12 protein-coding genes are annotated in these 19,018 nt (G+C 60.7%); 4 read left to right on the top strand and 8 right to left on the bottom strand.

Annotation, left to right across the window (positions count from 1 at the left end; translation table 11 throughout):
- The first annotated feature begins 16 nt into the window (after nucleotides 1-16).
- Nucleotides 17-1,849, top strand: a complete 1,833-nt coding sequence (locus AC07OF_RS05595; protein WP_157193591.1) for an ABC transporter ATP-binding protein — start codon at nucleotides 17-19, stop codon at nucleotides 1,847-1,849.
- A gap of 96 nt (nucleotides 1,850-1,945) precedes the next feature.
- Here AC07OF_RS05595 and AC07OF_RS05590 read toward each other — a convergent pair whose 3' ends face one another.
- From AC07OF_RS05590 to hrpA, 6 genes are all read right to left on the bottom strand, one after another.
- Nucleotides 1,946-3,070 (bottom strand): GNAT family N-acetyltransferase, encoded by a 1,125-nt coding sequence (locus AC07OF_RS05590; RefSeq protein ID WP_157193592.1) that lies wholly within the window; start codon nucleotides 3,068-3,070, stop codon nucleotides 1,946-1,948.
- Between the two features lie 83 nt (nucleotides 3,071-3,153).
- Nucleotides 3,154-4,467 carry an OprO/OprP family phosphate-selective porin gene (locus AC07OF_RS05585; RefSeq protein ID WP_157193593.1) on the bottom strand — a complete coding sequence of 438 codons (1,314 nt, stop codon included), beginning with the start codon at nucleotides 4,465-4,467 and terminating at the stop codon, nucleotides 3,154-3,156.
- Nucleotides 4,468-4,665: 198 nt separating this feature from the next.
- Nucleotides 4,666-4,905 carry an anti-sigma factor family protein gene (locus AC07OF_RS05580; protein WP_038613595.1) on the bottom strand — a complete coding sequence of 80 codons (240 nt, stop codon included), beginning with the start codon at nucleotides 4,903-4,905 and terminating at the stop codon, nucleotides 4,666-4,668.
- Nucleotides 4,899-5,510, bottom strand: a complete 612-nt coding sequence (locus AC07OF_RS05575) for an RNA polymerase sigma factor (protein WP_157193594.1) — start codon at nucleotides 5,508-5,510, stop codon at nucleotides 4,899-4,901. The genes AC07OF_RS05580 and AC07OF_RS05575 overlap by 7 nt, the downstream gene beginning before the upstream one ends.
- Before the next feature lie 147 nt (nucleotides 5,511-5,657).
- A complete protein-coding gene (locus tag AC07OF_RS05570) occupies nucleotides 5,658-6,779 on the bottom strand; it encodes a beta-ketoacyl-ACP synthase III (protein WP_157193595.1) in 1,122 nt (373 codons plus the stop codon).
- Between the two features lie 201 nt (nucleotides 6,780-6,980).
- Complete coding sequence (hrpA, locus tag AC07OF_RS05565; protein ID WP_495072643.1) at nucleotides 6,981-10,886, bottom strand: ATP-dependent RNA helicase HrpA; 3,906 nt, start codon at nucleotides 10,884-10,886, stop codon at nucleotides 6,981-6,983.
- Between the two features lie 441 nt (nucleotides 10,887-11,327).
- On the opposite strand from hrpA, the gene AC07OF_RS05560 reads away from it, so the two are divergent.
- Nucleotides 11,328-12,692: a glutamine synthetase family protein gene (locus tag AC07OF_RS05560; RefSeq protein ID WP_191833035.1), complete on the top strand. Its 1,365-nt coding sequence runs from the start codon at nucleotides 11,328-11,330 to the stop codon at nucleotides 12,690-12,692.
- A 30-nt stretch (nucleotides 12,693-12,722) separates the two neighbouring features.
- Nucleotides 12,723-14,030, top strand: coding sequence for an NAD(P)/FAD-dependent oxidoreductase (locus AC07OF_RS05555; protein ID WP_157193598.1), 1,308 nt, complete (start codon nucleotides 12,723-12,725; stop codon nucleotides 14,028-14,030).
- Between the two features lie 106 nt (nucleotides 14,031-14,136).
- Here AC07OF_RS05555 and fadD1 read toward each other — a convergent pair whose 3' ends face one another.
- Nucleotides 14,137-15,834: a long-chain-fatty-acid--CoA ligase FadD1 gene (fadD1, locus tag AC07OF_RS05550; RefSeq protein WP_157193599.1), complete on the bottom strand. Its 1,698-nt coding sequence runs from the start codon at nucleotides 15,832-15,834 to the stop codon at nucleotides 14,137-14,139.
- Nucleotides 15,835-16,159: 325 nt separating this feature from the next.
- Nucleotides 16,160-17,848 (bottom strand): long-chain-fatty-acid--CoA ligase FadD2, encoded by a 1,689-nt coding sequence (fadD2, locus tag AC07OF_RS05545; protein WP_157193600.1) that lies wholly within the window; start codon nucleotides 17,846-17,848, stop codon nucleotides 16,160-16,162.
- 209 nt (nucleotides 17,849-18,057) lie between these two features.
- On the opposite strand from fadD2, the gene AC07OF_RS05540 reads away from it, so the two are divergent.
- On the top strand, nucleotides 18,058-19,002 hold the full coding sequence (locus AC07OF_RS05540; protein WP_157193601.1) for an alpha/beta hydrolase: 945 nt from the start codon (nucleotides 18,058-18,060) through the stop codon (nucleotides 19,000-19,002).
- Nucleotides 19,003-19,018: the final 16 nt, after the last annotated feature.

The following is a 19,018-nucleotide window of genomic DNA, read 5'->3' as shown; positions in this document are numbered from 1 at the left end:
AGGAGTTACCTTCTTCATGCTGTTTCGCCGGTTCGAAAAGCTGATCGATATCTTTCGTGAAGCCCCCAGCGCCTCGCCGCCCAGTACGGTACTGCCGTTTTATCTGTACTACTTGCGCCAGGTCTGGCCCAGCTTTGCTGCGCTGCTGGTGGTCGGCCTGATCGGCGCACTGATCGAAGTGGCACTGTTCAGTTACCTGAGCCGGATCATCGATCTGGCCCAGGGCACCCCCAACATCAACTTTTTCAGTGAACACGCCGGTGAGCTGATCTGGATGCTGGTGGTAGCGCTGTTGCTGCGCCCGGTGTTCGTCGGCCTGCACGACCTGCTGGTGCACCAGACCATCAGCCCCGGCATGACCAGCATGATCCGCTGGCAAAACCACACCTATGTGCTCAAGCAGAGCCTGAATTTCTTCCAGAGCGATTTTGCCGGACGCATTGCCCAGCGCATCATGCAAACCGGCAACTCGCTGCGCGACTCGGCCGTGCAGGCGGTGGATGCCCTGTGGCACGTGCTGATCTATGCGATCAGCTCACTGGTGCTGTTTGCCGAGGCGGACTGGCGCTTGATGCTGCCGCTGATCAGCTGGATCCTCTGTTACATCGGCGCGCTCTACTACTTCGTGCCGCGGGTCAAAGCCCGTGCGGTGATTTCTTCCGATGCCCGCTCCAAACTCATGGGCCGCATCGTCGATGGCTACACCAACATCGCCACCCTGAAACTCTTCGCCCACACCGACTTCGAGCAGCAGTACGCTCGCGAAGCGATCAGCGAACAGACTGAAAAAACCCAACTGGCCGCCCGCGTGGTCACCAGCATGGACGTGGTCATCACCAGCCTCAACGGCCTGTTGATCGTCACCACCACGGGCCTGGCCCTGTGGCTGTGGACCCAGTCGCTGATCAGCGTCGGAGCGATTGCCCTGGCGACCGGCCTGGTGATTCGTATCGTCAACATGTCCGGCTGGATCATGTGGGTGGTCAACGGCATCTTCGAGAACATCGGCATGGTTCAGGACGGCCTGCAGACCATCGCCCAGCCGGTCACCGTCACCGACCCACCGAAAGCCCCGGCGCTTAAAGTCGATCGCGGTGCGGTGAAGTTCGAGAATGTCTGCTTTCACTACGGCAAAGGCGCCCGGATTATCGATGGCCTCAACCTGGACATTCGTCCTGGCGAGAAAATCGGCCTGATCGGCCCCTCCGGCGCGGGTAAATCAACTCTGGTCAACCTGCTGCTACGTTTGTATGACCTGGAAAGCGGACGCATCCTGATCGATGGCCAGGACATTGCCCTGGTCACTCAGGCCAGCCTGCGCGCGCAGATCGGCATGATTACCCAGGACACCTCGCTGCTACACCGTTCGATTCGCGAAAACCTCTTGTACGGGCGTCCCGACGCCAGTGACGAAGCGGTCTGGGAAGCGGTCCGTCAGGCCCGCGCCGATGAGTTCATCCCGCTGCTGTCCGATGCCCAGGGGCGCACCGGTTTCGATGCCCATGTCGGTGAACGCGGGGTCAAGCTTTCCGGTGGCCAGCGCCAGCGCATCGCCATTGCCCGGGTGCTGCTCAAGAACGCGCCGATTCTGATCATGGACGAGGCCACTTCAGCACTGGACTCGGAAGTCGAAGCAGCAATTCAGGAAAGCCTCGAGACCCTGATGCAGGGCAAGACCGTGATCGCCATCGCCCACCGGCTGTCGACCATCGCGCGCATGGACCGCCTGGTGGTGCTGGAAAAAGGCCGGATTGCCGAGATGGGCAGCCATGCCGAGCTGCTCGCGCAGCAGGGGTTGTATGCGCGTTTGTGGCATCACCAGACCGGTGGGTTTGTCGGCATCGACTGAATTTCGCGGTGACTTCATCGCCGGCAAGGCCGGCTCCCACAGGGCTCTCTGCTGGCTGCTCTATTGTGGGAGCCGGCCTTGCCGGCGATGAGGCCATCAGCCTTGCCGATAAGGCAATGCCGTGCGCGCCTCCTCGGCATAGGCCAACACTCCCGCCCGCTCCTGTTGCAAAAACTCCACCACGGCCCGGCGCAGTCCCGGATGCAGCAGGTAATGCCAGGACCGGGTGATCACCGGTTCAAAGCCACGAATCAATTTGTGCTCGCCCTGCGCCCCGGCGTCAAAACGCTGCAGCCCCTCGGTAATGGCAAAGTCCATGCCCTGATAAAAACAGGTCTCGAAATGCAGCCGGTCGAACTCATCCAGGCATCCCCAGTAGCGGCCATACAGACTGTCACCGCCTACCAGGCTGAAGGCCATGGCCACGTCACGCCCGGCCTGGCGCGCCATTACCACACGGATCGCCGTCGGCATGCGCTCGGCCAGCAGGCTGAAGAACGAGCGGGTCAGATACGGTGCCCGACGACGTACTGCATAGGTGTTGGCGTAGCAGGCAAAAACGAAATCCCACTGCGCCTCGCTCAGTTCATCACCACGGTACCAGCGAAATTCGATGCCCTGCCCCGCCACCTGCTCACGTTCTTTGCGCATCTGCTTGCGCTTGCGTGAGCTGAGGTTGTCGAGAAAGTCCTGGAAGTCCCGATAGCCCTGATTGCGCCAATGAAACTGGCACCCCAGGCGTTCCATCCAGCCTTCGCGAGCGCGCATTTGTGCGTCAGCAAACTCATCGGTGAAATTGACATGCGCCCCCGACAAACCCTGCTCCGCCAAGTCCTCGGTAAGCCAATCCATCAATTGCGCAGCAGCTTCGGGCTGACCCAATAGCCGTGGGCCACAGACCGGGGAAAACGGCACCGCGCAGAGCAGCTTCGGGTAGTAGGCAATTCCCGCACGCTCGCAAGCGTCGGCCCAACCATGATCGAAGACGTACTCACCAAAGGAGTGGGTTTTCACATAGGCCGGCAGGGCAGCCTGAAGCTGGCCGTCAGCATCCGTCAGTGCGCGATGCGCAGGCGTCCAGCCAGTGCGTTTACTGACACTGCCGCTGTCTTCCAGGCTGCTCAGAAACGCGTGACGCAAAAACGGTTGCTCGCCCGGCACCAGGGCATCCCAGGCAGCAGGTGTGAGTTCGGCAAGGTGTGACAGGATAAGGTTAGGCATTGGCGCAGTCTGCCTCGTCGCGCAGACGAAAAAAAGCCCCGCAAAGCGGGGCTGAAGATCTAACGGATGAGGAGCGGTGCTACTTAGAACACGTACTGCGCGCGCATGACGAAGCCGTCGCCGCTGTCGTCGCCGGCAGCGTTCTCGGCATTGTCGACCTTGGTTTTGACGTACACACCGCTGAGCTTGATCGACTCGTTGGCGTACCAGTTCACACCGACGTTGTGCACTTTGGCCTCGACGTCACCGATATCGGCAAATGCGCCATTGTCATCGTCAGTGCTCAGGTGGTCGTAACGGTAGAAGAGCTCCCAGGCACCGATCTGCTTGTTCTGCGGTTTGATGCTGTCGAATTTGCCCAGCTTGTAGCCGCGCGCTTCACCGGTAAGGGTGTAGGCCAGTTGACCGTAGTAACCTTCGGACTTGATGTCGGAGAACGCATCATCGTCAGCTTGGGTGTCACGCTTGATGTACTCACCCTGCACCGAGAACGGGCCCATGGCCCAGGCCGCTTCCAGGTTCCAGGCCTTGTCGGTGTCGTAGGCACCGGCCGGGGTGTTGTTGGCGCCACCGAGAACCAGGCGGTTGCCATTGTCACCGGCATCCTGGCCACCGTCGGTGCTCACGCCACGCATGCCCAGACGGCTGCGGATACGGCCATCGAATGCCGTGTCGGAGAGGTCGCGCTGGGCGTAGTTGATACCAAAGTGCAGGACATTACCCGCCTCGTGCATAGGTGCGAAGACGCCGCGCAGGTTGAACTGCTTGGTGCTGTCGCCGTCTTTGTCCTGGTTGGTCGCGTCTTTGGCAAATACACCCACCGAACCGTACAGCGAGTCGCCGGCGTTACCGGATGCCTGCAGACCCATGCCGCCGTTGTGCGAGTTGGTCCAGTCGACCAGATCGTAAGCTGCGGTACGTTCCTGAGCCGTTACCCACTTGGAGCTGGTGGCTTTCTCCAGACCGAACTCAGGGTCGAAACGGCCCACCTTGATCGACACCGGCTTGAAGCCGTTGTAAGCCAGGGAGGCTTCGTCGAAGTAGCCATCTTCGGAACGGTTGTCACCGCCGGAGTTGTGCGAGAAGTCGTAAGCAATCTGGTAGGCCCAGTCGGTGTACATCACCCCGCCCAGTTCCAGGTAAGCACGACGGAAGTAACCGGCGTCGGCAGTGTTGCCGTTCTTGGTGTAGAAACCGTCAAAACGGCTGTAGTCAGCCTGAACACGACCGCCCAGCTTGAAGCTGAATTCCTTGTCGGTGGTAGCGACCTCGAGGCCACCCTTGGTCTTGACTACGATATCGGCGCCGTCGGTGGTCACGGTACCCGCAAAAGCCTGGGCGGTAACGGCCATGGCCAAGGCGCTGGCTGCGAAACCTGCGAAGTGCTTACGGATCATCGAAGAAGCTCCCCTACTTTATGGTCTTGATAATGTTGGAAAAACACGCGGCTTGAGCCACTTGTGCTGGGGAGGAATCTTGGCGGGGGGTTATGTCAGATCAGTGGCTTTTATATAAATGTTTTGTTACAGGGGAACTTTTTACTTCGAATAAGAATAAGCAGGAAAGCCCCGTTGCAGGGCCTTCCGGCGCGATTTTCAGGGTTTGTCTTGAGTTCGCTGGGCGTCTGTCATGCGCTGGACGATTTCGTCAATGTCGTCTACCGGCGCCTCCGGCAGCGCCTTGATCGTCGCCTGGGTCAAACGCATCTGCTTGATGAACCGTCGACAGCTTTTGCAAAACAACAGGTGCTGGCGAGCCAGCAGTTTTTCACCCAGGGGAAGTTCTCCATCCAGGTAATCGCTCGAGCGGGCGACAAGTTCCTTGCAGGTCAGCATTGGCCGGTTTCCTCGAAGTGTTCCAGGGTCGCGAAGACCTTCAGCCGTGCCCGGTGCAGCAGCACGCGGACATTGGAGAGCGAAATATCGAGAAGATTACAGATTTGTTCCAGCTCCAGTCCCTGGCGTTCGCGCAGCACCAGGACGCTGCTCTGCAGCTCGGATAGGCTGAGCAAAGTATGTTCAAGGCACTCGCGCAACTCATCCTGGCTGAGCAAGGCTTCGGGCGAGTCTTCATGCCAGGCCGAAGGCGCTAACAGCCAATGGCCATCGCCGGCGAATCGCTCATCGCCGACGCTGCCATGTGGCGCAGGCAAGTCGTCGAGCAGTACTTCCCGGCGGTTCTGTTTGTAGCGGTTTTTTGCCGTGTTGGCAGTGATGGTCAGCAGCCAGGTCTTGAGACTGGAGCGCTGCTGGAACCCTGCCAGGTTGCGTACCACCGCCAGCCAGGCATCCTGCACCACCTCGTCGGCATTGCGGCTGCCGACAATGGCATACGCCACTGCGCGCATGGCGCCCTGATAGGTGTCTACCAGTTCCTTGAAAGCCGATTGCTCGCCTGCGAGCAGCCGTTCGAGCAAGCGGCCTTGTTCTTCGCCCATCATCGCCATCCATCCGTCGTTGTGTCGGTAGAGTTCGATTAGACGGTTTTGTTACAAATGCGGCCAGCAACAAAAGGGACGCCCGCTGTGGGGCGCGTCCTTTTGTTTCAAGACAGACCCGTCTTACTGTTGTCAGACGGGTCGCAGGCTTCAGCGCTTGCGCAGAATCACGCTACCGATGGAATAGCCGGCACCGAAGGAGCTCAGTACGCCCAGAGCGCCTTTTGCCAGATCGTCCTGATGTTTGTGCAAGGCGATCACCGAGCCCGCCGAGCTGGTGTTGGCGTAGCTGTCGAGAATCACCGGTGCCTCTTCTTCCAGGGCATCGCGACCGAGCAGCTTCTTGACGATCAGGTGGTTCATGCTCAGGTTGGCCTGGTGCAGCCAGAAGCGCTTGACGTCACTGACACTGATGTTGTTTTCAGCCAGGTGCTGAGCGATCAGCTCGGCCACCATCGGGCAGACCTCACGGAACACCTTGCGGCCTTCCTGGACGAAGAGCTTGTCCGGGGCGCCGATGCCCTCTTCGGCCGCACGGTTGAGGAAACCGAAGTTGTTGCGGATATTGTTGGAGAACTGGGTCAGCAGCTTGGTGCTGACGATGTCGAACTGATGCGCCGAGGTGGCCAGGTCGGCACGCTCGACCAGTACTGCGGTGGCGGCGTCACCGAAGATGAAGTGGCTGTCGCGGTCACGGAAGTTCAGGTGGCCGGTGCAGATTTCCGGGCTGATCACCAGAATCGCGCGGGCCTGACCCAGTTGCACACTGTTGCAGGCCGTCTGGATGCCGAAGGTGGCCGAAGAACAGGCGACGTTCATATCGAAGCCAAAGCCGTTGATACCCAGGGCCTGTTGCACTTCGATGGCAATCGCCGGGTACGGGCGCTGCAGGTTGGAGCAGGCGACGATCACCGCATCGACATCGGCAGCGGTGCGGCCTGCGCGTTGCAGGGCCTGTTCGGCAGCCGCCACGGCCATCTGGCAGAGAATCGACGGTTCGTCGTTGGCGCGCTCCGGCAAGCGTGGCTTCATGCGTTGCGGATCGAGGATACCGTCCTTGTCCATGACAAAGCGGCTCTTGATCCCCGAGGCCTTTTCGATGAAGGCGGCGCTGGATTCGGCCAGGGCCTGCACTTCGCCACGCTCGATGGCCTCGGCATTGTCAGCGTTGAACTGCTGCACATAGGCGTTGAAGGACTCCACCAGCTCTTCGTTGGAAATGCTGTTGGCCGGGGTGTACAGGCCGGTGCCGCTGATGACGACGTTATGCACGGTCGTTCCTCTGTTCAGGGGCCGATGCCGATCGGGCAACGGCCTGTTCGATTCGGTCAGCTGGCACGAACGTACCAACTTTTACACGCAATAACCCCGTCAGCGGAGCGCTGCCGGGCACTTCATTCGGTAAGCGCTGCTGCCGGCAGGATGGGCGCGGCAGCGGCGAATATCGGTCAAGTGTGCCACAACTGCAGCCGTTTAGGCTTCTACCTGACTCCACTGCTTGCTCAGTCGTTTGTCCGAAACCGGCACCTTGGTGCCGAGCTGCTGAGCGAACAGCGATACCCGGTATTCTTCCAGCCACCAGCGGTACAGGGTCAGTTGTTCGTCACGTTTGCCCTCCTGGGCGTGTTTGTCAGCGCGGGCCTTGTACTGGGTCCACAGATTGCCCAGCTCACCGCTCCAGACCCGGTCCTTCTGCACTTGGGAGCCGAGCTTCTCCAGGCGCAGTTCGACGGCCTTGAGGTAGCGTGGCAGCTCCTTGAGCCACAGCCCCGGGGTTTCACGGACAAAGCCCGGATAAACGAGGTTGCCGAGCTGCTGCTTGATGTCATTGAGCGCCACGGCCTGAGCCAGGTCGATCTTGCCCTTGAAGCGTTTTTGCAGGCCGTGCCAGAGCTTGAGGATCTCCAGGGTCAGGCGGGCCAGGCGTTCGGCATGTTCGGTCCAGCTGCCGCGCTTGCGCTCGGCCAGGGAAGCCAGGCCGGCACCATCGCGAGGCAGATGCTCTTCACCTTCGAGAATGCAACTATCGAGGCTGGCCAGGAGGATGTCCTCGACCAAGGCTTCGATACGCCCCAGCTCGCGGTACAGCAAACCCAGTTCAGTCAGCCCCGGGAGCTTGCCGCGCAAGAATTTGGCCGGCTCGGCCAGCTGTTGCAGGAGCAGGCGCTGCAAGGCGCGGCGGTGCTGGAACTCGGCCTCGGCCTGGGTCGAGAAACGCCCTTCCTTGACCGTACCGTTTTCTTCCACCAAGGCCGGGTACACGGTCATCGATAGCCCGGCGATCTTCTGCTGGGCGGTCTCGGCAACCTGGGCAAAGGCCTTGGCCTGTACTGGCTGCTGGCTTTTCTCGGTTTGCGGCACAGCCAGTGCGGCCTGGCTGGCGGCGACAAAGCGTGCGGTCAGCTCGGTCAGGTCGCGGCCTTCACCAAGAAACTTGCCCTGACCATCGACCACTTCCAGGTTCATCTTCAGATGGTTGTCCACCTGCCCGGCCGCTTCGGCCCAGGCTTCATCGCTGACCCGTGCGCCGGTCATGCGCAACAATTCCCGCCCCAGGGCCTGCGGCAGCGAGCCTTCGGCGAAGGTCATGCGCTGCAACGCCGCTTTGACGAAGTCCGGCACCGGCACAAAGTTCTTGCGCAAGGCCTTGGGCAGGTTGCGCACCAAGGCAATGCACTTGGCTTCGAGCAGACCTGGTACCAGCCACTCCAGGCGCTCACCCGGCAAGCTTGGCAGCAATGGCGCCGGCACCCGCACCGTGACGCCGTCGCGCGGATGGTTGGGTTCGAAGTGATAACTCAAGGCCAGGCTCAAATCGCCCAGGCGCAAGGTGTCGGGATACTGCGCCGCCGTGACTTCGCTGGCTTCGCGCGCCAACACATCTTCTTCGCGCATGATCAGCAGTTGCGGGTCTTTCTGGCTGTTGACCCGGTACCAGCTGTCGAAGGTCGCCGTCTGATGGATCTCCGCCGGCAAACGTGCTTCATAGAAGCCGTACAGGGTCTCGTCATCGGCGAGAATATCCCGGCGCCGGGCCTTGGCCTCCAGCTCGTCGAGCTGCTCAAGCAGACGCCGGTTGGCGCTCAGGCACTTGGCCTTCGACTGGATCTCGCCGCCTACCAGCGCTTCGCGGATGAACAGCTCGCGGGACATCAGCGGATCAATCGGCCCGAAGTGCACCGGGCGGCGGCCGACCACAATCAGGCCATACAGGGTGACCTGCTCGTAAGCCACCACCTGGCCGCGCTTCTTCTCCCAGTGCGGCTCGAAATGGTTCTTCTTGATCAGGTGAGTGGCCAGTGGTTCGATCCAGTCCGGTTCGATCTTGGCCACCATGCGCGCATACAGCTTGGTGGTTTCGACCAGCTCGGCGGTCATGACCCACTGCGGACGCTTCTTGCCCAGTCCCGACGACGGATGCACCCAGAAACGCCGCTGACGAGCGCCCAGGTAGTCGCCGTCTTCGGTCTTCTGGCCGATCTGGCTAAGCAGGCCGGAAAGAATTGCCTTGTGCAGTTTCGGGTAGTCGGCCGGCTCTTTGTTGATGCTCAGTTGCAGGTCACGGCAGATCAGGCTCAACTGCCGATGGGCATCGCGCCATTCACGCAGGCGCAGGTAGTTGAGGAAGTTCTTCCGGCACCAGTTGCGCAGCGGGCTGGCGGTCAGCGCCTGGCGCTGTTCTTCGAAACCACGCCACAGACTGACCAGCGCAGCAAAGTCCGAGTCGGCATCTTTCCACTGTGCATGCGCCTGGTCAGCAGCTTGCTGACGCTCCGGCGGACGCTCGCGCGGGTCTTGCACCGACAAGGCGCTGGCAACGATCAGCAGTTCACTGAGACTGCCCTGCTTGGCGCCTTCGAGCAGCATGCGCCCCAGCCGCGGGTCGACCGGCAGACGCGCCAGCTGACGCCCAAGCGGGGTGAGCTGGTTCTCGCGATTGACCGCCGAGAGCTCCTGCAACAGGTTGAAGCCGTCGCTGATCGCCTTGCCATCCGGCGGTTCGATAAACGGGAAGGCGTCGATCTCACCCAGGCGCAAGTGCAGCATCTGCAGGATCACCGCCGCGAGGTTGGTACGCAGGATCTCCGGGTCGGTGAACGCTGGCCGCGCATTGAAATCTTCTTCGCTGTACAGCCGCACGCAGATACCCGGTTCGACCCGGCCACAGCGGCCCTTGCGCTGGTTGGCACTGGCCTGTGATACCGCTTCGATCGGCAAACGCTGAACCTTGGCGCGGTAGCTGTAACGGCTGATCCGCGCGGTACCGCTGTCGATCACATAGCGGATACCCGGCACCGTCAACGAGGTTTCGGCGACGTTGGTCGCCAGCACCACACGCCGACCGGGGTGGGACTGGAAAATCTTCTGCTGCTCGGCTGGCGACAGCCGTGCATACAACGGCAGGATCTCGGTGTGCCGCAGCTGCGCCTTGCGCAGCATTTCCGCAGCGTCACGAATCTCGCGCTCGCCAGGCAGGAACACCAGCACGTCACCCGGGCCTTTGCCCTGGCTGCGCTCATGGGCAGCAATCTCGTCGAGGGTGGCGAGAATCGCCTGGTCAACCGTGAGGTCGTCCTCGACGCGGTTGCCCTCCTCGTCCTGTTCGCTGGTCAATGGCCGGTACCAGGTTTCCACCGGATAGGTGCGGCCAGAGACTTCGATGATTGGCGCGTCGTTGAAGTGCTTGGAGAAACGCTCCAGATCAATCGTCGCCGAGGTAATGATGACCTTGAGGTCCGGGCGCCGCGGCAACAGGGTTTTCAGATAACCGAGCAGGAAGTCGATGTTCAGGCTGCGCTCGTGAGCTTCGTCGACGATGATGGTGTCGTAGCGCTCGAGAAAACGGTCGTGCTGGGTTTCGGCCAGGAGAATACCGTCGGTCATCAGCTTGACCAGGGTATTGGCATCGCTCTGGTCTTCAAAACGCACTTGATAACCGACCAGCGCCCCCAGTGGCGTGCCCAGTTCTTCGGCCACCCGGGTGGCAACACTGCGCGCCGCGATCCGCCGCGGCTGGGTGTGAGCAATCAGACCATGCTGGCCACGCCCCAGCTCCAGGCAGATTTTCGGCAACTGGGTGGTTTTACCCGAGCCGGTTTCACCGGCAATGATCAGCACCTGATGCGCGGCGAGGACTTTTTTGATTTCGTCACGCTTGGCGGCGATCGGCAGGCTGTCGTCGTAACGAATGCTCGGCACGCTGGCCTTGCGCGCAATGACCTGGGCACAGGACGCCTGGACCTTGTCGACCCACTGGGCCAGCTTCGCCTCGTCCGGGCGCTTGCGCAATTCATGCAGTTGCCGGCGCAAGCGATGGCGCTCGGCAATCATGGCGTGGTCGAGGTTTTTCAGCAGTTGATCGATAGCGTGGTCAGTCATGGGGGCTTTTTAGTCGTGCAGGTGAGCCTGCTTTTTCATGATCGGCATAGGAAGGGCTGCGATTGTCGCAGATTTGCCCCCGCTCGGCACGGTTGCGGGTAGCCGGATGATTGTTTAGTGATGGACAACCTGAAGGTATACAAAGGCTGATTTAATGAACCTTCAAGGGCATGGGAGTATCAGCGCATGACTTCGCCCCTGAGCTTGCCCCACCCGCTGTTGCGCCCTTCGTTCCCGAAGGTGCGGGCTCGCTCCGGGGAAAACCCGCTGGTTCATATCATCCTCGCCTTCTGGGCGTTGTGGCATTGCCGCCATGCCCGCCCACCAGATGTTGTTCTCGCCCTAGACTGAATATATCGGCCAGCCTTGGCCTACCCGTCCATGACTGTCGCCTGCTGGCGAAGACAGTCCTGTGCGCCTGACGGCGCAAGCGAGAACCGCATGCAATTTGCCCCCATCGAACAGGCCCGAACATTCCTGGCTGACAACCCTGATATCGAGATGATCGAGCTGTTCATCCTCGATGCCAACGGCGTGCCCCGCGGCAAGCTGTTGCACCGCGAGGAACTGCTGGCGGTATATGAAAGCGGTCGCCCCCTGCCCAGCACCATTCTCGGCCTGACCCTCAATGGCGATGATGTGGAAAACTCGGGGCTGGTGTGGGACGTCGGTGATATCGACTGCCGCGCCTATCCGCTGGAAAACAGCCTGGTGCGCTTGCCCTGGCGGCAGATTCCGACCGCAGCAGTGCAGGTCAGCATGCACCCCAGCGAAGGCCTGCCAGCCACCATCGCCGATCCGCGCCACCTGCTGGTCAAGGTCATCGATGCGCTGAAGGCCGAAGGTTATCATCCGGTCATGGCCTGCGAGCTGGAGTTCTACCTGCTCGACCAGAAGCGCGACCACCAGGGTCGCCCGCAAGCGGCACTGGACAGCGATGGCGGACGTCCGCGTGGCACCCAGGTCTATGGCTTGCGCGAGTTGGAACAGATCGAGCCGTTCCTCGCTGATCTTTATAGTGCCTGCAAAGCCCAGGGCATCCCGGCACGCACGGCGATTTCCGAATACGCCCCGGGCCAGGTCGAAATCACCCTGGAACATGGCGATGCACTGCTGGCCATGGACCAGGCCGTGCGCTACAAGCGCCTGGTCAAAGGCGTGGCACACAAGCACGGCATGCAGGCCTGCTTCATGGCCAAACCTTTCGATCACCTGGCCGGCACCGGCATGCACATGCATGTAAGCCTGGCTGATGCCCAAGGCAACAACCTGTTCGCCAGTGAAGACAAGGCCGGCACACCGCTGCTGCGTCAATCAGTGGCCGGCATGCTCAAGCACCTGCTCGATTCGTTGCTGCTGTTCTGCCCCAACGCCAACTCCTACCGCCGCTTCCAGGCCAACAGCTATGCACCGCTGGCGCCGACCTGGGGTGTCGACAACCGCACCGTGAGCCTACGCGTACCCGGCGGCCCGGCCAACAGCCGGCACATCGAACATCGCATCTGTGGCGCCGACGCCAACCCCTACCTGGCCGCCGCCGCGATCCTCGCCAGCCTGCACCAGGGCATCCGTCAGCAGCTCGATCCGGGTGCTCCGGTCGAAGGCAACGGTTATGCCCAGGCCAAGGAACTGCTGCCCACCGACTGGCTCACTTCGCTCAAGGCCCTGGAGGCCTCGGACTGGGCTCGCGAGGCATTTGGTGAAGCCTTTCTCGGTGTCTACCTGGCGGTCAAACGTGCCGAGTACCGACAGTTCATGGCCGAAGTCGGCGAACAGGACTGGCGCTGGTACCTGACCCAGGCCTGATCCACTTTATTTTTGCGCCAAGGATTTTTTATGAACGCAGCCGTGAATACCGGCACCGCTCAACGCAGTGCTTCCTACTACACCGCCAGCCTCAACGACAGCACCCAGTACCCGACGCTCAAAGGCACGGTCAAGGTCGACGTGGCAATCATCGGTGGCGGTTTTACCGGCGTGGCCAGCGCCGTCGAGCTAGCCGAACGCGGCCTGAAAGTCGCCATTGTCGAGACCAACCGCATTGGTTGGGGCGCCAGCGGTCGCAACGGCGGCCAGGTGACTGGCAGCCTGTCGGGTGACGAGGCGATGCGCAAGCAGATGCGCGAAAAGCTCGGCGAAGACGTCGACGACTTCATCTGGCACCTGCGCTGGCGCGGGCACCAGATCATCGAACAGCGGGTCGCACGCTATGGCATCAACTGCGACCTCAAGCGCGGTCACCTGCATGCGGCGATGAAGGCCTCGCACATGCATGAGCTGCAGGCTTTCGCAGCCGAAGCGCAGCGCCGCGGCATGGGCGACCAGGTGCAGTTGCTCGATCGCAACGCCATGGCCGAACACCTGCAAAGCCCGTTGTACCTGGGCGCGCTGAAGAACCTGCGCAACCTGCACCTGCACCCGCTCAACCTGTGCCTGGGCGAAGCCCGTGCAGCGCATAGCCTGGGCGCGCTGATCTTCGAGAACTCCGAAGTGCTGGACATCGTCCATGGCGAGCAGCCAGCAGTGGTCACCGCGCAAGGGCGAGTCGAAGCCAAGCAGATCCTGCTGGCGGGCGACGTCTACCACAAGCTGGAAAAGCGCCAGCTCAAGGGCAAGATTTTCCCGGCCATGGGCGGCATCGTCACTACCGCGCCGCTGGGCGAACTGGCCGCGCAGATCAACCCTCAGGACCTGGCGGTGTATGACTGCCGCTTTGTCCTCGACTACTACCGCCTGACGGCAGACGGTCGCCTGCTGTTCGGCGGTGGCGCCAACTATTCAGGCCGGGACTCGCGGGATATCGCTGGCGAGTTGCGCCCGTGCATCGAGCGCACCTTCCCGGCACTCAAGGGTGTGCCGATCGAATTCCAGTGGAGTTGTGCCATGGGGATCGTGGTCAACCGCATTCCGCAGCTGGGCAAGCTTTCCGACAATGTCTGGTACTGCCAGGGCTACTCCGGGCACGGTATCGCCACCAGCCACATCATGGGCGAAATCATGGCCGAGGCGCTGACCGGGACGCTGGAGAAATTCGATACCTTTGCAGGCTGCAAACACATCAAGGTGCCGATGGGCGATGTGCTGGGCAATCCGTTGCTGGCGGCGGGGATGTGGTATTACCAGATGCTTGAGAAGTTGCGCTGAGCGGACCATCGCCGGCAAGGCCGGCTCCCACACAAGTCAAGTGATGACCTCTACTACTGTGGGAGCCGGCCTTGCCGGCGATCGACCGCTCAGCGGTCGTTTGCCGTCAGGCGATCTTCTTCAGACCCAACTTTTTCAGCTCTTCATCACGCAGCTCGCGACGCAGGATCTTGCCGACGTTGGTGGTCGGCAGCGCATCACGGAACTCGATGAAACGCGGCACCTTGTAGCCGGTGACATTGGCACGCATGTGCTCCATTACCTGCTCTTTGGTCAGGGTCACGCCAGGCCGTGCAACGATGAACAGCTTGATCACTTCACCGGATTTCTCGTCCGGCACGCCGATGGCTGCACACTGCAACACGCCCGGCAGCGCAGCCAGCACGTCTTCAAGCTCGTTGGGATAAACGTTGAACCCGGACACCAGAATCATGTCTTTCTTGCGATCGACAATCCGCATGTAGCCGTCGGGCTGGATCAGGGCGATGTCACCGGTCTTCAACCAGCCTTCGCTGTCGAGGATCTCGGTGGTCGCATCCTGGCGCTGCCAGTAGCCCTTCATCACTTGCGGGCCTTTGACGCACAACTCACCGACCTCACCCAGCGGCAGTTCGACACCCTCATCATTGATGATCTTGCACAGGGTCGAAGGCACCGGAATACCGATGGTACCGATCTGGTTCTGCTCGGCCGGGTTGACCGCCGCCACCGGGCTGGTTTCGGTCATGCCGTAACCTTCGCAGATGGCGCAACCGGTCACTGCTTTCCAGCGTTCGGCGACACTCATCTGCAAGGCCATGCCGCCCGACAGGGTGATCTTCAATCCGGAAAAATCCAGCTTGCGGAAGGTTTCGTTGTTGCACAGGGCAACGAACAAAGTGTTCAGCCCGACAAAGCCACTGAACTTCCACTTCGACAACTCCTTGACCATCGCCGGCAAGTCGCGCGGGTTGCTGATCAGGATGTTGTGGTTGCCGATCAGCATCATTGCCATGCAATGAAAGGTGAAGGCGTAGATGTGGTACAGCGGCAACGGGGTGATCAGGATCTCGCAACCTTCATTGAGATTGGAGCCCATCAGCGCCCGGCACTGCAGCATATTGGCCACCAGGTTACGGTGGGTAAGCATCGCGCCCTTGGCCACCCCGGTGGTGCCACCGGTGTACTGCAACACGGCCACATCATTGCTGTCGGGGCTCGCTTCTTTCACCGGCTGGCCGGCACCTTTGCTCAATACATCATTGAACTTCAGCGCCTTGGGCAAGTGGTAGGCCGGGACCATTTTCTTCACGTACTTGATCACGCTGTTGATCAACAGGCGCTTTACCGGTGGCAGCATATCGGCCACTTCGGTGACAATAACGTGCTTGATCTGGGTCTTGGGCACGACCTTTTCTGCCAGGTGCGCCATGTTGGCCAGACATACCAGCGCTTTGGCGCCGGAGTCATTGAACTGGTGCTCCAGCTCCCGTGCGGTATACAGCGGGTTGGTGTTCACCACGATCAGGCCGGCACGCATAGCGCCGAATACGGCAACCGGATACTGCAGCACGTTGGGCAGTTGCACGGCGATACGATCGCCGGGCTGCAGGTCAGTATGTTGCTGCAGGTAGGCGGCGAAGGCCCCCGACAACTCGTACAGCTGGCCGTAGGTAAGTGTTTTGCCCAGGTTGCTAAAGGCTGGTTTGTCAGCAAAGCGTTGGCAGGACTGTTTCAATACTGCCTGGATATTCGGGTACTCATCGGGGTTGATTTGCGCCGCAACCCCGGCTGGGTACTTATCCTTCCAAAAATTTTCGATCATGGAAGCCCACTCCTCCAGCACCAGCGAATTCTTCACCGCAGTCGATGCGATTATTATTGATATAAGATTACGGTTTATTGCAAACCAGATCATCAGAAGCGGGCCGAGAGTAGCAGCTTTGCAAAGGGTCGCCTAGAGCTAAAGCAGCCCAAACAGTCACAAAAATGACTCTTGATTATGCAATGGTCATTTTTAGAGTAAAAAACCTAAACAACCGGTTTATGCATATAAAGTGAGAGCGGGCTTGCCCCGCGATGCGCTGTGTCAGGTACAGCGCATCGCGGGACAAGCCCGCTCCCACAGAAGCCCGCGCCCACTCTGGACGTCAGGCGATATCGCGCAGCTCCCGACGCAGGATCTTGCCTACCGCCGTCATCGGTAACGAATCGCGCAGCACGATGTGCTTGGGCACTTTGTAGCCGGTGAAGTTGGCCTTGCAGTAAGCCTTCAGCTCTTCAAGACTCACCCCGCCTTCACGCGGCACCACAAACAGCTTCACGGCTTCGCCGGAGCGTTCGTCTGGAATGCCGATCACCGCGCAGTTGGCGACTTGCGGGTGGCTCATGACCACCTCTTCGATCTCGTTCGGGTACACGTTGAAACCGGAAACGATGATCATGTCCTTCTTGCGATCGACAATCCGGGTAAAACCATCAGGATCGATCACCGCGATATCACCGGTCTTGAACCAGCCCTCGCTATCAAGCGCCTCGGCCGTAGCCTCAGGGTGCTGCCAGTAGCCTTTCATCACTTGCGGGCCCTTGATGCACAACTCGCCCCGCTCGCCCATCGGCTGTTCGTTGCCTGCATCGTCGATGACCTTGAATGCCGTACCCGGCACTGGAATGCCCACTGTGCCCAGGCGCGCCAGCTTGCCGTACGGATTGGTGCTGGCTACCGGCGAGGTTTCCGTCAGGCCATAGCCTTCGACAATGCGGCAGCCCGTCAGGCTTTCCCAGCGCTCGGCGGTAGCTGTCACCAGCGCGGTGCCACCGGAGTTGGTGACTTTCAGCGCGGAGAAATCCAGGTTCTTGAACTCCGGGTGATTCATCAGCGCCACGAACAAGGTGTTCAGGCCGAGAAGCCCGGAGAACTTCCACTTTTTCAGCTCTTTGATAAAGCCTGGAATGTCTCGCGGATTGGTGATCAGCACGTTGTGGTTGCCGGTCACCATCATGCACATGCAATTCGCGGTAAAGGCATAGATATGGTAGAGCGGCAGCGGTGCGATCATCACCTCCTGGCCCTCTTTGATCAGCCGCTGGCCATCGGGGCCATGCTGGGAGAAGCACGCCAGCACCTGGAGCATGTTGGCCACCAGGTTGCCGTGAGTGAGCATTGCGCCCTTGGCCAGACCGGTGGTGCCGCCGGTGTACTGCAGCACAGCGATATCATCGAGGCTCAGCGGGACCTGCTTGGGTACTGCGCCACGTCCCTGACTCAACGCGCTCTTGAAGGGCACAGCCTGGGGCAGATGGTAGTCGGGGACCATCTTCTTGACCTTGGCGACAATGGTATTGACCAGCCAGCCCTTGGCCGCCGGCAGCATGTCGCCCATCTTCGCTTCAATCAGGAACTCGATGCCGGTATCGGGCAGTACCTCCTGCACCAGTTTGCCGAACATGTTCAGGTAGACCAGCGCCCGGGCTCCGGAATCCTTGAACTGATGACGCATCTCGCGAGCGGTATACAGCGGGTTGGTGTTGACCACGATCAGCCCGGCGCGCAAGGCGCCAAACACTGCGATCGGGTACTGCAGCACATTGGGCATCTGCACCGCGATACGGTCGCCCGGCACCAGATCGGTGTGTTGCTGCAGATAGGCGGCAAAGGCCGCAGAGTAACGATCCAGCTCAGCGTAGGTCATCGTCATCCCGAGATTGCTGAACGCCGGGCGGTCAGCAAACTTCTTGCACGAGCGTTCGAACACTTCGACCACAGACTTGTAAGCATTCATGTCAATGTTCGAGGGAACGCCTGCCGGGCGCTTGTCATTCCAGAAATCAGCCTGCATTTATTCTTGTCCTCATACCTGAGCCGTTCCGGTCCCCTTGCCTGCTTGGCGAAGAAGGTGCTGTGCCGACGTTAGCAGGTATGTCGCAGGTGGCAAATATGCCAAGCGCTGTCATTTACATTGTGAATCTTGTTTGTCGCTGCCCTTCGATTGCACGCTTGGGTTATACACTGAGCTGAGTTACTCACCTGTGCGCACAAGGACTCGCCATGCACCACGATGCGTTCTGGCTAGCGGCCAGCGATCACTGCAGCCTTTATGTCTACCAATGGCTGCCCAGCACACCGATCAAGGCAGTGGTGCTGCTGGCCCATGGCATGGCCGAACATGCCGGCCGCTATCAACGCCTGGGCCAGGCCCTGAGTGCAGCGGGCTATGCGCTGATTGCCCATGACCAGCGCGGTCATGGCCGTACCGCCGAGCTCGGCACCCTGGGCCTGTTCGCCCGCCACGATGGCTGGAGCGCGGTGGTCAACGACCTGGGCGTGCTCAGCCAGCACATCGGCCAGCAGTTTCCCGGTACCCCGGTGTTTCTCTTCGGCCACAGCATGGGCAGCTACATTGCCCAGGCGTACCTGATACACCATGGCGCCAGCCTGCAAGGCGCCATCCTCAGCGGCTCGAACTTCCAGCCCCCGGCGCTGTACCGCACGGCATGCGTGATTGCCCGTATCGAAGCCTGGCGCCAGGGCCCTCTGGGCCACAGTGCGTTGATCGACTGGTTGTCCTTTGGCTCCTTCAACAAGGCCTTCAAACCCACGCGCACGGCCTTCGACTGGCTCAGCCGCGACAACGCCGAAGTCGACCGCTATGTTGCCGACCCGTTGTGCGGCTTCCGCTGCACCAATCGCTTATGGATCGACCTGCTGATGGGGCTTGAGCAGATCAGCCAGCCGGCCAACCTCAAACAGATCGATCCGAACCTGCCGATCCTGGTGATGGGCGGTGAATGTGATCCGGTCAGTGCCGGCAAGCGTCTCAAGGATCTGGCTGGTGCTTTGCGCCTGGCCGGCAACCAGCATGTGCAGTTGCAGCTATACCCCAAAGCGCGACATGAACTGCTCAATGAAACCAACCGTGACGAGGTCACGGCCGCGATCATCGACTGGCTGGAACAGGCCCTGGCCATTGGCCGCCCTGCCCGCAGCGAATGACGGCCGCCCCCGTGCC

The organism is Pseudomonas sp. GW821-FHT10B02, from assembly GCF_059415665.1.
Note: the sequence above shows the minus strand (reverse complement) of the source record. Positions and strands in the feature narration are given on the sequence as shown.

Coding starts and splice junctions, on each gene's coding strand:
- AC07OF_RS05555 (WP_157193598.1), top strand. CDS start 12,723: ATGAACGCAGCCGTGAATACCGGCACCGCTCAACGCAGTGCTTCCTAC.
- fadD2 (WP_157193600.1), bottom strand. CDS start 17,848: ATGCAGGCTGATTTCTGGAATGACAAGCGCCCGGCAGGCGTTCCCTCG.
- AC07OF_RS05540 (WP_157193601.1), top strand. CDS start 18,058: ATGCACCACGATGCGTTCTGGCTAGCGGCCAGCGATCACTGCAGCCTT.
- fadD1 (WP_157193599.1), bottom strand. CDS start 15,834: ATGATCGAAAATTTTTGGAAGGATAAGTACCCAGCCGGGGTTGCGGCG.
- AC07OF_RS05590 (WP_157193592.1), bottom strand. CDS start 3,070: ATGCCTAACCTTATCCTGTCACACCTTGCCGAACTCACACCTGCTGCC.
- AC07OF_RS05580 (WP_038613595.1), bottom strand. CDS start 4,905: ATGCTGACCTGCAAGGAACTTGTCGCCCGCTCGAGCGATTACCTGGAT.
- AC07OF_RS05560 (WP_191833035.1), top strand. CDS start 11,328: ATGCAATTTGCCCCCATCGAACAGGCCCGAACATTCCTGGCTGACAAC.
- AC07OF_RS05595 (WP_157193591.1), top strand. CDS start 17: ATGCTGTTTCGCCGGTTCGAAAAGCTGATCGATATCTTTCGTGAAGCC.
- AC07OF_RS05575 (WP_157193594.1), bottom strand. CDS start 5,510: ATGATGGGCGAAGAACAAGGCCGCTTGCTCGAACGGCTGCTCGCAGGC.
- hrpA (WP_495072643.1), bottom strand. CDS start 10,886: ATGACTGACCACGCTATCGATCAACTGCTGAAAAACCTCGACCACGCC.
- AC07OF_RS05585 (WP_157193593.1), bottom strand. CDS start 4,467: ATGATCCGTAAGCACTTCGCAGGTTTCGCAGCCAGCGCCTTGGCCATG.